Raw genomic sequence first — 15,933 nt, 5'->3', positions numbered from 1 at the left:
AGATGCTACTCCTGCGTGCTTTATTACGTTCTTATCACTTACCGATCCGCCGAACGAATCAGTAAGGTTTCTCGATACTCTTGAGGAGTCATGCCCGTCTGTTTTTTAAACAGCCTAGTAAACGAATGAGCAGATTCATACCCGACCTGTAGTGCAACTTCCCGCACCATAAGCTCTTGGTTCATGAGCAACTCCTTGGCCTTGCGAATTCGGCTATCATCAATATATTCGGATAGATTAATGCCCATCTCCTGTTTGAAAAATCTGGATAGATACGAAGGATTAAAGTGATGCAGTTCTGCCAAGCGCACTAACGTAAGATCCTTTTCCAGATTACTCTTGATATAATTACATAAACTCTGTACGACGATATTCGCACGTTCCTCTTCGTTTGATCGTTTGAAGTTGACCAGTTCATCGGCTGCCAGATAGAGATATTGAACGGCATCTTTCATGCTTGGAAAATGCTCCAAATGCAGAAAACTTCGCTGATCCGGAGTTTTCTGCTTCAGTCCCCAGCGATTAAATGCTGCGTAAAAGGTCAATGCCAGATGATAGTATGTCTCCATGGCTCGCTCCATCGTCATATCCTGTTGAAGGAGTTCTCCCACAAGCTCTTCGAAGATATCATAGAAGGATTGAAACCGTCCTGTCTCCAGAAAACCATTCATTGCTTCTACCCGGCTTGATATCCGCGGTGATTCCTTCGGCGTACCCGCTTGAGGCTCCTTGTAATTGTCTGTCAGAACCATCGACATGCCATCCCCGACTTTCATCCACTGTAACAAGCGCAGACGCTCGTATTGCTGCGGGAGTTGGAACCAATCACACCCCCGTCCACTAAGTGTGCATGCAATCGACACGCCAAGTGAAGCAAGACACGACTCCTGGACAAGCTCTAAGGTACCTTCCATATATCTCGCAAAATGCTGGTCTGCATCTCGCTGGCTATCTTTAGGCTGAAGTAGCCACACCGTATCACCATAGTGATCCGTAGCACTGACACATTCCGTATATTCACTCATCAATGATGTTCCAATGATCCGAATAGATGATTCAGTACACCCTTGTTCAACTTCTGCTGGTTCATGTAGCTTATTCAATCTTGCAAGCACCAGAAACACCGGAGAATCAGCTTTTAGATGAATCTGCCTCTCTAGTAGTTCAGCCTGAAGTTCAATTAATGAAGCAGCAGTTGAACCTTCCTGAAGAAGCTTTCGGATGTATTCATTCTGCCTAAATGCGGTCAACCGGGATGTAATCTCGCTTTGTTGTTCCAGAAGATTATGCATATCATGACTTTCCCTGATCTCTTCCATAACCTGCTCCACCATGTGCATCACTTTATCGTAACCTTCTGTCTTAAGCAGGTACCGTACATTGTTCATCTGAAAGGCTTTGTATGCATATTCAAAATCACTGTGACCCGTCAGAAAAATAACACGGCACTGCGGCCAGCGGCTTTGAATCTCTTCCGTCAGCTCCAGTCCGCTCATGCCCGGCATACGAATGTCCGTCAACACAATATCAATTCTGGAGCGCCGCATCCAGGAGAGTGCTTCTGTAGCAGAGTATGCTTTGCATACATCCAGCCGATCCGGCATATGTCTCGCAAATGTTTCATACAAACTATCCGTAATGATCTCCTCGTCATCTACAATCAGAAGTCGATACATTCGTTTTCCCCCTCGTTCCACTGGATTCGGATGACAACCTTTAAACCTTGTAGCTCACTTCGTGACAAAAACAACCCGCTTCCTTCGCCAAAGGTCAGAAGCAATCGCCTATGGATGTTCATTAATCCCGTTATGTCATCTGTCGTTGCCTCACGATGCAAGTTATGTTGCAACTTCTCTATATCTTCTGTCTGGAGATCATGCCCGTTATCTTCCACCGTAATTTCCGCCCATGATGACTCCATATGGAATTGGACTCGCAACAGACCTGCGGACGTATTTTTTTCAAGGCTATGCTCATAGGCATTTTCAATAATCGGCTGGATTACAAGTCTGGGAACCTGAATCTGTTGCATTTCCAGCGGAACCTCACCGAATTCAACCTTGATTCGTCTGGAGAATCGCAGTTGCTGGATATCCGTATAGATTCGGGAATGATGTACTTCTTCCTTCAGTGGCACATGATCTGTCCCATTACGTGTAATGAATCGAAAATATTCTCCGAGCATATTCGTAAATTGTTCAATACGATCCGTTTCTCCTGTTCGTGCAAGCGAGCTCAGAATGAAGAAACTGTTATACAAAAAGTGTGGGTTAATCTGTGATTGAAGCTGCTTTAATTCAGCTCGCTGCATCATCATCGTTTTTTTGAAATCACGGTCAATCAGCAATTGCAGATTCTCAATCATATGATTAAAGCGGCCATACAAGAATCCGAACTCGTCTTTGCGATGATGTACAATCGGGATATCCAGCACCCCGCCCTCCATCTTTTTGAACCTTTTCACCAGCAATAATAAAGGAATGTGAATCAGTTTGTACGTTGAATAGAGATATGCTGAAATCGCAATAAACGATGTGATGGCAAATATCCATGCCCATTTATAAAACTTGCTCAAGGGTTTGGTGACCATTTTCTCTGGCAAATATGTAGCAATGGATAAACCAAGAGGTTGCATATGATGTTGGTTCACATGGTACGCTGTATCCTCAACATTTACGCGAAAGCTCTCAAGGGAGTTCTTTTGACTATATTCACGGTAATTGGCAAGAATGATCTCGCGCTCTTCCCGGTCTAAAATAGCAAAACCTGTTTTGTCTTCAATAAGGAGGGAAGCACTTTCAGGGTATAGATTAAGTTGAGATAATTCATTCTGAAAAGCAACATTATCCAGTTCCACCTGAACAACAAACAGCGGTGCGTCTCCCATTTTGCCTGTTAAACGGACCGCACTCAGATTCAGGGTATCGTCTTTAACTGTGAATCGAATGCTTTCTTCGTGCGTGAATGAACTGAAATAATCGTATGAGGTACTATTAAATTCATCAATTCCCTGCACTGCGGAGATACTCTTGTTGACTGTAGGAATATGTACATAAACGTTCTTGATATAAACGCTGCTGTTTTTGAAAGAGGCCAGCCGTTCGGACAAATAGTTTAGTATTTCCCGTTTTTCAATCTGGTCCATATTGTTCCAGAGGATCGCCAGCCGATTCAGCTTGCGGTCCTCTGCAATGTCAAACTGCTGCAACTCCATCCACTCGATCTCCCGGTTAAGTTCTGTCGCGTATTGACTTAACCGCCTCTCTGTCGATAAAGAAATTTCCTGACTTGCCGTATCATAGCTCCAGTGGTACAGATACACGCCCAGAAGAATCAAAGGTATGACAAAAACCAGGTAGGTCATAATCAGCCGCGCAAATATACTGTTAAACCACGACTGTGCCGGTATCTTAAACAACGAACTCCCCTCCTGATTTCAGATCAAAGACACCTGCCTTAATAGGATAAAGCGAACGCCTGGTGATCCCTGGCGGCTTGCGTTCTATACCATGCGTTCACCTCCGATGTAATCTCTTTTCCGCCCAGTTCAAGCCAATCTACTACAAATTGATCGAATTCTTCGATAGGTGATCCATAAATAATATTCATAAATACTTCAAGCTGTAGATCCCGAAGGATAATCTGCCGATCTACCATCGTTTCCGTAATTCCGCCTGTGAATTGATCATACAGAAGCTGTCCATTCATATCGTAATCATCCGCGATGCTAAACGCACCTGTTGGCCCGTAAGTCTGCTTCCATCCCCACCCGCTCTTCAAACCTTCTGATTCATAAGCAGCAATTCGCTTGTGAATCGCCAGCGCTTCGTTCTCCAGTACAGAAAAGTCACCTGTTGTACGTGCATCCCGAATATCTCGATATGCATCTAAATTTTTGGTTCCCGGAAAAGGAGTGACCGGAGACAGCATCCACACCGCACGTGAGTCGTCATTATAGTACGTTTCATATTCCGCATTCTGTCCCCAGTTTCTGTCCAAGTGCAGATTCATCAGTTTAACGACGACTTCAGGATGGGCAAAACCTTTTCTCACAGCAAAGTAGTTTCCTGTATTGGAACGAAGCGGTACAACCCTGTTTCGACCTGTCTCGGCTACGATCGGATATGCCTGCCATTCTGCTTTCGGATCTTCATCACGGGTAGACTGGACAACAAAAGGAGTCCACTGTTCACCATAGAGCATGCCAATTTTCCCCTGATCAATGAGACGGTATGCCTTGCTTCCATTTTTGTAAGCAAAGTCCGGATCAAGCTGTCCCTCAAGGTACATGGTCTGTAATACTTCCAACGCCTTACGTACCTCAGGCTGTATGCCTCCATAGGTCAGACCGCCCTCAGGATCTTTAATCCAGATATTCGGAAACGCACCATACCCCGCCATAAATCCAGAAACGCCCATTACCGGGTCCCATAGATAACTCGTTAGCGCAAGTCCGTAGGTGTCCTGTTCTCCATTACCATCCGGATCACGTGATGTAAACGCTTCCGAAACTTTCAACACGTCTTCTATCGTTTCAGGTGCCTGCAGCCCCAATCTATCCAGCCAATCTGTTCTGATCCACAAATACTGTGCCGTTTCAATGGAAGAAGATGATTCGGGAATAGCCATTAGCTTGCCGTTAATGGTCGCTGCATCAAACGCCCCTTTCCCTTCGGCCTCCAAAATATTTTTGGTTAGTGGCGTGGCGAAATCACGATATACTTCCGTCAAATCTTCAATTAGATTGGCATTGCTCAGCTGTCTTAGCTGATATGGGTTAACTCTGACGACATCCGGGAAACGGCCGGCAGCAAGGGAAACCCCTAACTTTTGATTATAAACATCGCCCGTTGCAATCCAGTCATACCGAATCTGAATACCAAGCTCCTGTTCGTACAAACGAGTCCAGCGGTTATCAACCAGTGTCTCACCGGGCAGTTGCTCAATCATGCGCTGTAAGTCTTCTCCCGTTTCTCTGACAAAAGAAACTTGAATGGGCGGAGAATAGGCCGCCAAAGATGAGGCCTGCTGATCCTTAGATAGGTTATTGATAAGACCGGAGTCTCCCTGCGTATGTCCAGTAGGTATACATACGGTTAGAAAGATAATGATCGTCCATCTTGTTTTGTACATCCATCGCTTATGCATGGTGACATGCCCCCATTTTGATTGAATGAACGTATCTATTTCTTTTTTCCATAATTGTTATCATTGTACAACATTTGATCTGTCATGAGTACGAAAAAGCCGCCGTTTGGCGACTTTTATTTATAACTCTGAGCAAGGATGGATTTACGGAGAGATATGATATTCAAAATTCGAAAAGTCGGCCATGCCCCCTATTTCATGTGTGGAGAACAGAAACAATCCAATTCTACAGCCCATGAAGTGATCCAGCTTGTAGACCATTTTGTGCGGAATCCCGAGGCTCTTCCAATCTGCCCCATCCAGATAGGCGAAGCGGCATTCATCTTGATTATCTACAAAATTGGCTGAGGCTTGCAGCTTCACTACAGGTCCTGTTACAGGTATGCGGGCGTACTCCGTGGCAGGCTCCTGGTCAATCATACTGCCAAATATGCTGTTATCCTGACTTACTCTGGCCTGCATAACGAGATAGTACTTGCCTTCATGTTTTGTCATTGCAATCAAACCATACGTGCCAATCAGAAAACATAAACCTGCATAATCACCATCGTTCAGGCCACTGCCATCCAATGTTACTGACGCTATACAAGCCGGCCCCATGGCCCGCTGAGTGAGTGTATTCACTGCAAACGTCAGGTTAGGGCTAAGTTGACCCGTTCGAATTCGGTACACTCCCGGTACTTCCGTAACAGACCACAGATCATCATGCGGTGTATGATTCCACTGCCAAACATCCCGAAGTCGCACATTACCCTGACCATCCAGCGTATATTCGAAACGATCGCTTGCAACCAGCGGTTGGTAACGGTAGCCCGGTCTTGTGCTGGCCAGATCGATTTGTTTCGGAGCCTCTTTTGCAAATACAGGTACGCCTTCCTCGAAACGCATCGGGACCAGAACCGGAATTCGCCCTACGGCCCCATGGTCTTGAAAAAGCACAGCGTACCAGTCACCATCCGGTGTATCCACGATTCCGCCTTGAGCAACCCCTGAATTAAAGTATCCCATATCATCATTGAACACTTCTCCGCCAACAAATGTACCATCCAGCGTATCCGCCCTGTAACAAGCTTGCGTTCGTCGCCCTGCTTCCTTCGTCATATGAATCAGGAAGACATAATAGATACCTTCAATTTTGTAAAAATGTGCTCCTTCATAACCCAAGTAGTGCGGCTGAAGGTCTTTCACTAGGATGCGATGCCTCCCTTCCGGCTTGGGTCCGGAGAGATCGGTTTTTAATTCGGTTAAGTGAATCTCTCGATTACCATGTACCAGATACACCCGTTCGTCATCATCAAAAAATAACGAGCAGTCATGGTAGAATCCTTCTACAATCTGTTTATTCCAAGGTCCGGTTATCGTTTCAGAAGTATACAGATACGTTTTACGAGTATCATTGGCTACAAAAATGACGTAGAACTTGCCTTGATGATAACGGAGTGAAGCCGCCCACATGCCTTTTCCGTAGATCTGCTGCCCGTTCTCCAGCCGCTGGGCTGGTGTATTATCCAGTCTGTCATATACATACGAAGCGGTTTCCCATTGAATCAGGTCATATGACCGGAGAATAACACATCCAGGCATCATATGCATGGTCGTACTTACCATATAATACGTATCTTCTACCCGAATGACGTCCACATCCGGATAATCGGCCCATATAATCGGATTTGAATACATCGTGTAAAACACCTCTTTTCGGAGTTCAGCATCATAGCTGTTCACTCTGGCTCCAGCTCTCCAATCAACAGGATAAATCCCTTCCTGATGTTAGGCTTCTTCAAACATCCATTGGTTTAAAAGGATGCATGGGTTTTCTTCTGATGGTTTCAGTACAAGATACAGGTCGTGTTCATGCTGAGCGCCAGTTATTGAAGTCGATGCCTCCATCCATTCTTGACCCTCCGCTGATGCAGGAATATGCACTTTTCCAATTAAATTACCGTCTTCTCGCCCTAGTCGAAGTTCAAGAGTACACGATCCACCTTGACTGCATACGGTTGCAGTAAAGCTTGCCGCCCCTTTTTGACCAAAATCCACACGCGAGATCGCAATCCAGCTTCCTTCATGCATCACACTGACCACTTCATCTGGTTTTGGAGACTTGCTTTGTTCCGCTTGCTCCGAACCCGAACCACTTATTTGACGGGTGATCACTCCCGCATTCCAGCCAATCGTTGACCCGCTGACCTGTTGGTATGGATTGAAAGATTTCAGTTGATCTACACCTTCGTAGTCCGCTTGAATCGCTTTGATTCTTCCACTTGTCTCTTCGTACTGCACCTTGTTCAGATGTGTGGAACGATACCCTTCCGGGATATCCATCGCCTGGCACAGAGTCTGCGCATGATAAGCAATATACCACTCATTCCCCAGTGGGAAAATAGCATGATGATTGTTACCGCCAATCCCGAAGAAGTGGCCCGGGTTTTTAAGTATTGTTCCCTGATACGTCCATGGACCCATAGGCTGCGCACTTGTCATGTATGCAATTTCTCCCGGCGGCGGGCTATCCTCGTCACGTTCAACTTGAAAAAAGTTGGAGCAGTAAGTGTAATAATAGATGTTATCATATTTATGTATCCCCGAATTTTCAAACATAAAAGGAGCAGGAATGATCTTGGCCTTACCCTCAACACTGACCATATCCTTTCCAAGTCTCATCACTCGCGCCGTATCCGGACGCTCTGGTTTCCCCTCAGGCACGCCTCCACCAAAATAAAGATAAGCTTGATGGTCATCATCCACAAGCACAGCAGGATCAAATAACCACGTTACGTCTTCAACACCCGGCGTTTCTCTTGTCACCAACGCTTTTCCGATCGGATCTGTCCAAGGCCCTATAGGCGTTGGTGCGCTCAGAACACCAATACCGCTGGCATTATTGGCAAAATATAAATAAAAACGATCTTCACCATTCAAATTGCGATGTGCAGCTGCTGGAGCCCAAGATTGGGAAGCCCAGGTAGCTGCCCCTTCTGGACCTGCTACTTTGATTTCCCCATGATCTGTCCAGTTGATCAAATCATCCGATGAGATGACTGTAATTTTATTGATCGACTGATAACTGTTTTTCTGAGGAATCTCATTCGCATCATACTCCAGTTTATCACTGGTCATATAGAGGTAGACCCGGTTATTAAACACGAGTGCATAAGGATCAGCTCCGAATTTGTGTGCCATTAGAGGATTGGCGTTGGGACGAAGCTTTCCAATCTCCTTTGGTGTATGCTGCAAGTGACCCGTTAAGCCAGCTTCAGTCTTCTGCTCCCCAGCTTGTGCCATCGTTTCATTGTTCATTTCATTTCCTCCCGCAAATAGAATGGATCTTGCATTATTTTCATATCTAATCAGGTATCCATATATTAGGGCACAACAAATAGAAAGCGTTTGCAAATCAAACGTTTTCATGATAGGATGATTACATTTTAAGTGAAACTAAGTCCAATTTCATTGCGTAGTTTGCATGTTTTATTGCGTGAAATGACAGGAGGTACTTCTACCATATGTCTTCTGATTATTTTTATGATGCGATTCAGCCAGAGCTTTTGTACCGCCATCCGCTAACAACCTACAGGTATGATTCCAGTTATCACCGCCACAACGCGTATGAAATCTACTTATTCCTGCAAGGAAATGTACACTTCTATGTCGATCATCGTTGTTATCCCATGCAGCGTGGTGACTTGCTTGTCATATCTCCTGAGGAGATGCATCGGACACTTATTGTGGACGAGACTGAATATGAGCGAATCACGATTAACCTCAAGAAAACCTATGTGTGCCAGCTATCCACAGTTTTGACGAATTTATTATCTTGTTTCGATCATCGCCCTGACGGAAGTGGCAACATCATTCATCTGAATGAGAACCAGTTAAATCAGCTTCTGTATTGGACCCGTCAGATTGAAGAGTTCGCTGATTCTAACAGGTACGGTGCAGACGTGCAGACCAATGCTGCTATGGCACAACTACTTGTTCTGATCAACCAGTGGTTTCAGCATAATTCATTTGTACCCCAAGACATCATGCCTGAACTGGTACGCAGAACGATGGAATATATCGAAGCACACATCACGCAACATATTACTCTCGGACAATTGGCCGAACAATTCTATATGAACAGCACCTCCATCAGCCGGCAATTTAAAAAGCATACCGGGCTTACGCTTCGCTCCTACATTCTAGGTAGACGCATTGAACTTGCCAAAACACTTCTTACAGATGGACTGAGCATCACAGATGTTTGCTTCCAGTCAGGTTTTAGTGACTACGCCAATTTCATTCGTAGCTTTACCAAGATCGTTGGAATCTCACCGGGAAAATATACGAGGTATCGGCAAGCCGAGGTTAGAATTGATTTGTAGCCGGAAACCGATTACCATTAAGAGCATTGTCATCATTAAAAGGAGATCAGAACATGCTTTTAAGAAAATGGTTGTATCCTCTATTCGTCTTGCTTTCCGTATTATTGCTTGCAGGTTGTACCTCACAGATTATTACCAATACCAGTTCTCACGCTGGTCAACCCTCCAAAGAGATGGGATTTCAGGAGGTCGCCGATTATATCAAAGAGCATCATGAACTTCCGCCCAATTATATTACGAAAAAAGAAGCTCGTAAGCTGGGCTGGGAGCCTAGTGAAGGCAATCTGGGTCAAGTCGCTCCAGGAAAGAGCATTGGCGGTGACGTATTCAGAAATCGCGAAGGGCTGCTTCCCAATAAAAAAGGTCGGATCTGGTATGAGGCGGATATCCATTATACTGGTGGAAAACGCGGAAGCGACCGGATTCTATATTCGAATGACGGTCTAATCTATCAAACCACCGATCATTATAAGACTTTTCAACAGATCAAATAACGGAGGAACACATGAATATCATTCAGATCGACGGTCGTTACCTTCTTAATCGGGAATCACTCCATCAGTTGTTGCAAGATAAATTGCAATTGGATGAATATTACGGACACAATCTGGACGCTCTATGGGATGCCTTGACAGGTGAAGTCAAGATGCCGCTGACGATCCGCTGGAGTCACTTTGATATAAGCAGAGAAAAGCTCGGTGATTATGCAGATCAGGTGCTTGATTTAATGCGCGAAGCAGAGCAAGAGATTGAAGAATTCTCATTAGAGTTATGGTCATAGTAAAACAGGCTGCCTAAGGGCAACCTGTTCTTTTAACTTCTACTAAATTCTGCTATCTTATTTTAACTTCTTTTGACTTCAATTCACTTCTATTTACTTCTTTGCCTCGTTCTTCTCTTCCTTATATCTATACTTGCTCTTTTGCTTCTTGCCTTGTTCACTTTATTTACATCTACCTTACGGTTGCACAACAAATGTTGTTACACTTTGGGCTGGCAGGTCTGCCGAGAATCCGTTGCCGGATATCTGCAACGCAGGGCCGGCCGCCAGATTACGTGTGCTGTCCGTTACCCAGGAGGATACAGCGGAGGCTGTTCCATTTTGCACAGTAAATCGCTGATTCACGCCTGATGTATTTTTGTTAATAGCAACGATAACGATCTTGTTGTTCTCTCCCTTGTATGCCGAGACATATACACCATTTGCCGGATTTTTGGTTGCATCTACTCTGATATCACCAGGACGCACGAATTTGGAGTAATGAGCCATACTATAGCCACGTTTACTTATCGTTCCATCCTCTTTGATCGGTCCATAATGTCTGCGGATATACCACCATACATACGTCTGAAAATTACCTTCAACCATCGCATTGTACATATGCTCCGCTACTCCTAAAGCTTCAGGCCAGCGATCTGCAGAATTGGTCTCGCTGTTCGGATAGTACACCTCTGTCATCCAAAGCTCTTTTCCTGCTCCCTTTTGTTCAAATAACGGATATGGAAAGTCGCTATATTGCGTACCATACGTATGTGCACCCAAAATATCCATATTCGCAAGGGCTTGCGGATCATTCAAAATAGGGTCCGACATGTTTTTCACATAAGAGAAGGATTCCGGGGCAATGACCCGATTGTTGATGGAACCCGCGTTTTCTTTCATGAAACGAAGCATTTCCTCCGGAGACCACCATGTCCAGTCATGGGCATAGTCAGGCTCGTTTTGTACGGAAATCGCATACAAGTTGACGCCGTTATTTTTCATAAATGTATCGAATTCATTCAAATATTGAGCGTAAGCCGCGTATTTGTCGTACTTGAGTCGTTTGGCCTGTGTAATCTGCGTATATGCGGTTACGTTGATGTTATCAATGTTCGGTCCACCCGTTCCTGTAGTAACCAGCTTCAACGTGCTTGTACCATTCACCATTGGTACCTGAATCGATTTGTCCTTCCAAGTGTTTCCACTGCCTGTAGCTTCAAATGGTACGTTACTAAGCGCTAATGTGCCGTTCACGTATACATCCAGGTTACTCGTTCCTGAAGGAAGTGAATATCGAATTTTAATGTTTTTGGTGCCGGTGCTGCCAATCAGAATCGTATTCCACTGAACAGCCGAGCCGCTCGCATTTTGGAAAGTAACATAACCTGATCCTGTATATCCTGTCAAAGAACTCCCCGCTACAGCCCCGGTCAACGTTGTCGAGGATTCAGCTTCATACGTTGAACCACCGCCCGAAGTAGTGCCGATGGTGACCAGTTCCGTCATATCTGTTGGTGGATTCCAAGGAGATGCAAATACAATCGCACCATGTTCAATCGCCTTTTTGGCTGTATCCACTTCCCGTTGCCAGTTGTTCTTGTTCTCATCAATCGGAATTCTTAGTACAGAGAAGCCCAGCTGGTTAGGCCCATTGCCAAAAGCGGTTTCCCTCTCAGAGGCAGTGAGATCACCGATCCAGCCGGAATGCGTCATACCTCCAAAACCCCGAATCAATTGTTTAGGTGCAGTTACGTTAATTACAGCATCGTTCGCCGCCATTACTTTGGAGGAAGCAGGTACATAAAACAGGGGTAGTGCTGTTAACGCTGCAAGCATCGTACAGAGTGATTTTTTGAACATAGAATTCACGATTTCTCATCTCCCGACCATTCAGATTAGAACACAACAATCTTAACCTTAACCTAACTTTTATCCCTTTACGCCTCCGATGGTCATACCTTGGACGAAGTATTTCTGCAGGAAAGGATATACCATCAGAATTGGAACACTTGCAATAATAGTCATCGTTGCCCGAATAGAAGTTGGTGTCACGGCAACTCCGCTGTTCTCAGCAGACTGATACACATCACTTGCCGATGATGTTGCCGCCGTTGTTGACGTCTGCAAAATCTTCATCAATTCATATTGTAGTGTGCTTAACTCCTTGTTAGACGAGTTGTAGAGAAAAACGTCAAACCAGGAGTTCCATTGACCTACCGCCACGAAAAGAGAAACGGTTGCCATCGCTGGAATCGTTAATGGCAGTACCACTCGAATAAACGTTGTAAATTCTCCCGCTCCGTCAATACGGGCCGACTCCAGAATTCCCTCAGGCAATCCTTCAATGAAAGAACGAATGACGATCATATTAAACACACCGATTACACCCGGAATGATGTAGACCCAGAAAGATCCAATCAGCCCGAGATCACGAATCAACAGGTACCCTGGAATGAGTCCTCCGCTGAAATACATCGTGAAGACAAAAAACATCGTCACGAACTTACGCAGTACGAATTCCTGCCGGCTAAGTGTATAAGCAAGCATCGCGGTACAGAAAACGGAGACAATCGTTCCGATAATCGTACGAAGTGCCGAGATCAGCGTAGCATGGTAAATGTCGGATTCTCCGAAGATATATTTGTAGTTATCCAGTGTCCACTCCCGTGGCCACAAATAGATCCCTCCGCGTATGGCGTCATTCGCATCATTGAGAGATACGGCAATCATATTGATAAACGGATAGATTGTAACAATCATCAAACAGATCATAAACGTGATATTAATCGCATCAAACGCCCGGTCCCCGGTGCTACTGTTCCGCAAGCGGGATGATTTTGCTTTTGGCATGGCCTAGGCCTCCTCTTAGAATAGTCTGCTTTCTCCCATTTTTTTGGCGATATAGTTGGCGGTAAAGAGGAAGATGAAGCTGACCACAGTTTTGAAAATCCCTGCTGCTGTACCCAAAGAGAAGTTCCCCATTCCCAAACCATACTTCAAGACAAAGATATCCAGGTTCTCAGAATAATCCATATTCATTCCGTTGCCCAGCAAATATTGAGGTTCAAATCCGGATTCCAGAATACTTCCCATATTCATAATGAGCAAAATGACGATAACCGGTTTTAAACCTGGCAATGTGATATATAACATGCGTTTAAAACGACTGGCTCCGTCAATCTCTGCCGCTTCATACTGAGCAGGGTCGATGGCTGTAATCGCCGCCAGATAGATGATCGTGTTCCAGCCAACATCTTTCCATACCTCAGTGGCCCCCAGTATACCCCAGAAATACTCGCCTTTCCCCATCCACAGCACTGGACTGTCGATCAAGTGCAGCTTCATAAGAATAAGGTTAATGATTCCATCGGGTGACAATACGGTGAGCACGATACTTGAAGCAACAACCCAAGAAATGAAGTGAGGCAAATAACTGACGGTTTGTACAAAACGTTTGAAAATAATATTTTTCAATTCATTCAAAAGAAGTGCCAAGGTAATCGCTGTGACAAACCCAAGCACCAATTTAATAGAACTCATCACAAGCGTATTTCGAAGCACTCGATAGAACGTATTATCTTCAAACAGTGTTTGGAAATGTTTCATCCCCACCCACTGCTGATCCGCGAAAGCTCTTGCCGGTTTGAAGTTCTGAAAAGCCATCGTCCAGCCCCATAACGGCAAATATTTGAATACAAATGCCCAAATCACAAAGGGAATACACATAAAAGCCAGGGTGCGCTGCTGTATCAGTCGTTTGTAAAAGCTGGTTTCGCGGTTCCCTTTTCGATGCGAAGTAGGTGGAATCGGTTGAAGAGTTACATTGGGTTCCTCCACGATGCAGTTACTCCTTTCCCTATCTGTTATTCATGCGCGAGAGAGTATAAACGGAGATATACATCAGGAAGCGATTCCCACTCTCTCTCCAGCGCACGTAACAGTTTATTTTATATGGTCTTGATTAAATCACCATTTACCTGCGACACGATTTTGAATGACTTCAGTCATCTTTTTCTCGTATCCTGCTTTGTCCAGCTTGCTAAATTCAGCCATGTAAGCATTCCACAGGTTATCGAAGTTCGAAGGTGCACTCAAAATCATCTCAGGCAAGTACTTGCGCTGTATGTCATCCGATTTGGTTGTGAAAACTTGTTCAGGAGAACCTTGTTCGAGCGCAATTGACCATGCCGGGAACCAAGGACGTTCCTCCGGTTTGTTGAACAGCTCACTGAACGTCTTGATACCATAGGCATCCAGGAATTTTTTATCCCCTTCTGTATATGTTCCTGCGACAACTTCCGGCTGATTGCCTGGATTAAATGCATTCCCATCGGACAGTGTCGATTCTCCACCATAACGTGGCCAGTCATTACTGAAATAGGTAAATCCGAATTTACGGCCAAGCTCGACATCGTCGTGAATTTTCCGCTGTTCATCATTCGCATAATAGTAGCGCCCTTTTTCATCTACACTATAAGTCTGATCTTTGATCCCCCACTGGATTAGAATCTGATTCTCTTCTTTGAGCAAATTATCAAAATACTTGATGATACGTTCCGGGTCTTTCGCATTTACGGTAATACCCGTAGCATAGTTGTTTACGAAGCCAGGAGGATCAATGTATTGGTCCTTGATGCTCTTATCGAAGACGATCGGGAGCGGTGCATAACGTTTCTCATCGATACCTGCTGCCAGCAAGTTTTTCGTTGCATCTCCTACTTGCCATGCGTAGTTAAAGTAACCGAGAACACGTCCTGAAGTCAGTTTTGCCAAATACTGATCCTTGTTCATGGTGAATGACTCTGGATCAAGCAAACCTTTGGCGTTAATTTCATTCAGCTTTTTGATCCAGCGTTTCTGTTCTTCTGTACCTGAAACGGTTCTTGCGACATGGGTTTGCATATCTACCATAACGCCGCCGTCATTTGGATATCCTGCAAGGTGCATGGCTGGATTTTGCAACGTGAAGAAGTTATTGGCTACGCCAGCAAGGGATACAAACCCGATCGTTTCGGCTCCATCCACTGTCGGGTGTTTCTCCTTATAGTCCTCGATCAGATCAAAATATTCATCCAGCGTCGTAATTTTAGGATAATTAAATTCCTTCAATACAGAACGTTGAATCCAGAATGCCCCCCCGCCAATGTTAGGGCTACCTGAATACTCACCTTGGTTAGCCGTATATGGCAACGCATAGATTTTACCGTCTTCCGGGTTTCTCATTTTATCGAAGTACGGGCCATACACTTTCTTAATATTCGGACCGTATTTTTCGATCAGATCATCTAACGGAATGTAAGCTCCAGCATCCAGCAATTTGGACATTTCTCCGCTGGAGGCGATGACGTCAGGATAGTCTCCGGACGCAATCATAACGCCAGCTTTAGTCGCACTGTCACCAACCAGATATTCCAATTTAAAATCTACACCTGTCTGCTTCTGCAGTTCTTTACCAATCGTTGTTTCACTTGCCAAAGTATCTTTCTTGCCCGAAGAAAACATGTAATACGAAAATGTAACCGGGCTATTATCATCTTCTTTTGCTGTAGACGAAGCCCCTGGAGAAGAGCTGCCTGACGAGCACCCAGCCAACAGGGATGCCAATAATACGGCTAATCCTGTCGTTTTCAAAAGCGGTTTTAACATGTGTTTTGT

12 protein-coding genes and 1 pseudogene are annotated in these 15,933 nt (G+C 44.9%); 3 read left to right on the top strand and 10 right to left on the bottom strand.

The window, feature by feature from the left end; all coding sequences use genetic code 11:
* Positions 1–38: 38 nt before the first annotated feature.
* The 5 genes from ACT89M_RS14270 to ACT89M_RS14250 all read right to left on the bottom strand — a co-directional run bounded on the left by ACT89M_RS14270 (position 39) and on the right by ACT89M_RS14250 (position 8,448).
* Entirely contained in the window at positions 39–1,676 is a 1,638-nt protein-coding gene (locus tag ACT89M_RS14270) for a response regulator (protein WP_154889103.1), read from the bottom strand.
* Entirely contained in the window at positions 1,661–3,418 is a 1,758-nt protein-coding gene (locus ACT89M_RS14265) for a sensor histidine kinase (protein WP_186809665.1), read from the bottom strand. The genes ACT89M_RS14270 and ACT89M_RS14265 overlap by 16 nt, the downstream gene beginning before the upstream one ends.
* 38 nt (positions 3,419–3,456) lie before the next feature.
* Positions 3,457–5,148 (bottom strand): extracellular solute-binding protein, encoded by a 1,692-nt coding sequence (locus ACT89M_RS14260; RefSeq protein ID WP_154889105.1) that lies wholly within the window; start codon positions 5,146–5,148, stop codon positions 3,457–3,459.
* A gap of 144 nt (positions 5,149–5,292) precedes the next feature.
* Positions 5,293–6,828, bottom strand: a complete 1,536-nt coding sequence (locus ACT89M_RS14255; protein ID WP_154889107.1) for a glycoside hydrolase family 43 protein — start codon at positions 6,826–6,828, stop codon at positions 5,293–5,295.
* 90 nt (positions 6,829–6,918) lie between these two features.
* The gene (locus ACT89M_RS14250; protein ID WP_154889109.1) at positions 6,919–8,448 is read right to left on the bottom strand and encodes a glycoside hydrolase family 43 protein; all 1,530 of its coding nucleotides are present in this window, start codon (positions 8,446–8,448) and stop codon (positions 6,919–6,921) included.
* A 206-nt stretch (positions 8,449–8,654) separates the two neighbouring features.
* Between ACT89M_RS14250 and ACT89M_RS14245 the strand changes: the two genes are divergently transcribed.
* The 3 genes from ACT89M_RS14245 to ACT89M_RS14235 are packed head-to-tail and all read left to right on the top strand — an operon-like array spanning position 8,655 to position 10,296.
* Complete coding sequence (locus tag ACT89M_RS14245; RefSeq protein WP_154889111.1) at positions 8,655–9,515, top strand: AraC family transcriptional regulator; 861 nt, start codon at positions 8,655–8,657, stop codon at positions 9,513–9,515.
* Between the two features lie 53 nt (positions 9,516–9,568).
* Positions 9,569–10,009, top strand: coding sequence for a ribonuclease domain-containing protein (locus tag ACT89M_RS14240; RefSeq protein ID WP_154889113.1), 441 nt, complete (start codon positions 9,569–9,571; stop codon positions 10,007–10,009).
* Between the two features lie 11 nt (positions 10,010–10,020).
* Entirely contained in the window at positions 10,021–10,296 is a 276-nt protein-coding gene (locus tag ACT89M_RS14235) for a barstar family protein (RefSeq protein ID WP_154889115.1), read from the top strand.
* Between the two features lie 177 nt (positions 10,297–10,473).
* Here the strand turns inward: ACT89M_RS14235 and ACT89M_RS14230 are convergent, their stop codons facing one another.
* The 5 genes and pseudogenes from ACT89M_RS14230 to ACT89M_RS14210 form a co-directional block, all read right to left on the bottom strand.
* Positions 10,474–11,784 (bottom strand): carbohydrate-binding protein, encoded by a 1,311-nt coding sequence (locus tag ACT89M_RS14230; protein WP_441342897.1) that lies wholly within the window; start codon positions 11,782–11,784, stop codon positions 10,474–10,476.
* Positions 11,776–12,114 (bottom strand): annotated as a pseudogene (locus ACT89M_RS14225) (hypothetical protein); the annotation flags it as partial. The gene ACT89M_RS14230 and the pseudogene ACT89M_RS14225, both read right to left, overlap by 9 nt.
* A 93-nt stretch (positions 12,115–12,207) precedes the next feature.
* Positions 12,208–13,128, bottom strand: a complete 921-nt coding sequence (locus ACT89M_RS14220) for a carbohydrate ABC transporter permease (protein ID WP_090915927.1) — start codon at positions 13,126–13,128, stop codon at positions 12,208–12,210.
* A 15-nt stretch (positions 13,129–13,143) separates the two neighbouring features.
* Entirely contained in the window at positions 13,144–14,115 is a 972-nt protein-coding gene (locus ACT89M_RS14215; protein ID WP_154889119.1) for an ABC transporter permease, read from the bottom strand.
* A gap of 129 nt (positions 14,116–14,244) precedes the next feature.
* Positions 14,245–15,924 (bottom strand): ABC transporter substrate-binding protein, encoded by a 1,680-nt coding sequence (locus ACT89M_RS14210; protein ID WP_090915923.1) that lies wholly within the window; start codon positions 15,922–15,924, stop codon positions 14,245–14,247.
* Positions 15,925–15,933: the final 9 nt, after the last annotated feature.

This window comes from Paenibacillus sp. NN59 (assembly GCF_057597225.1).
Note: the sequence above shows the minus strand (reverse complement) of the source record. Positions and strands in the feature narration are given on the sequence as shown.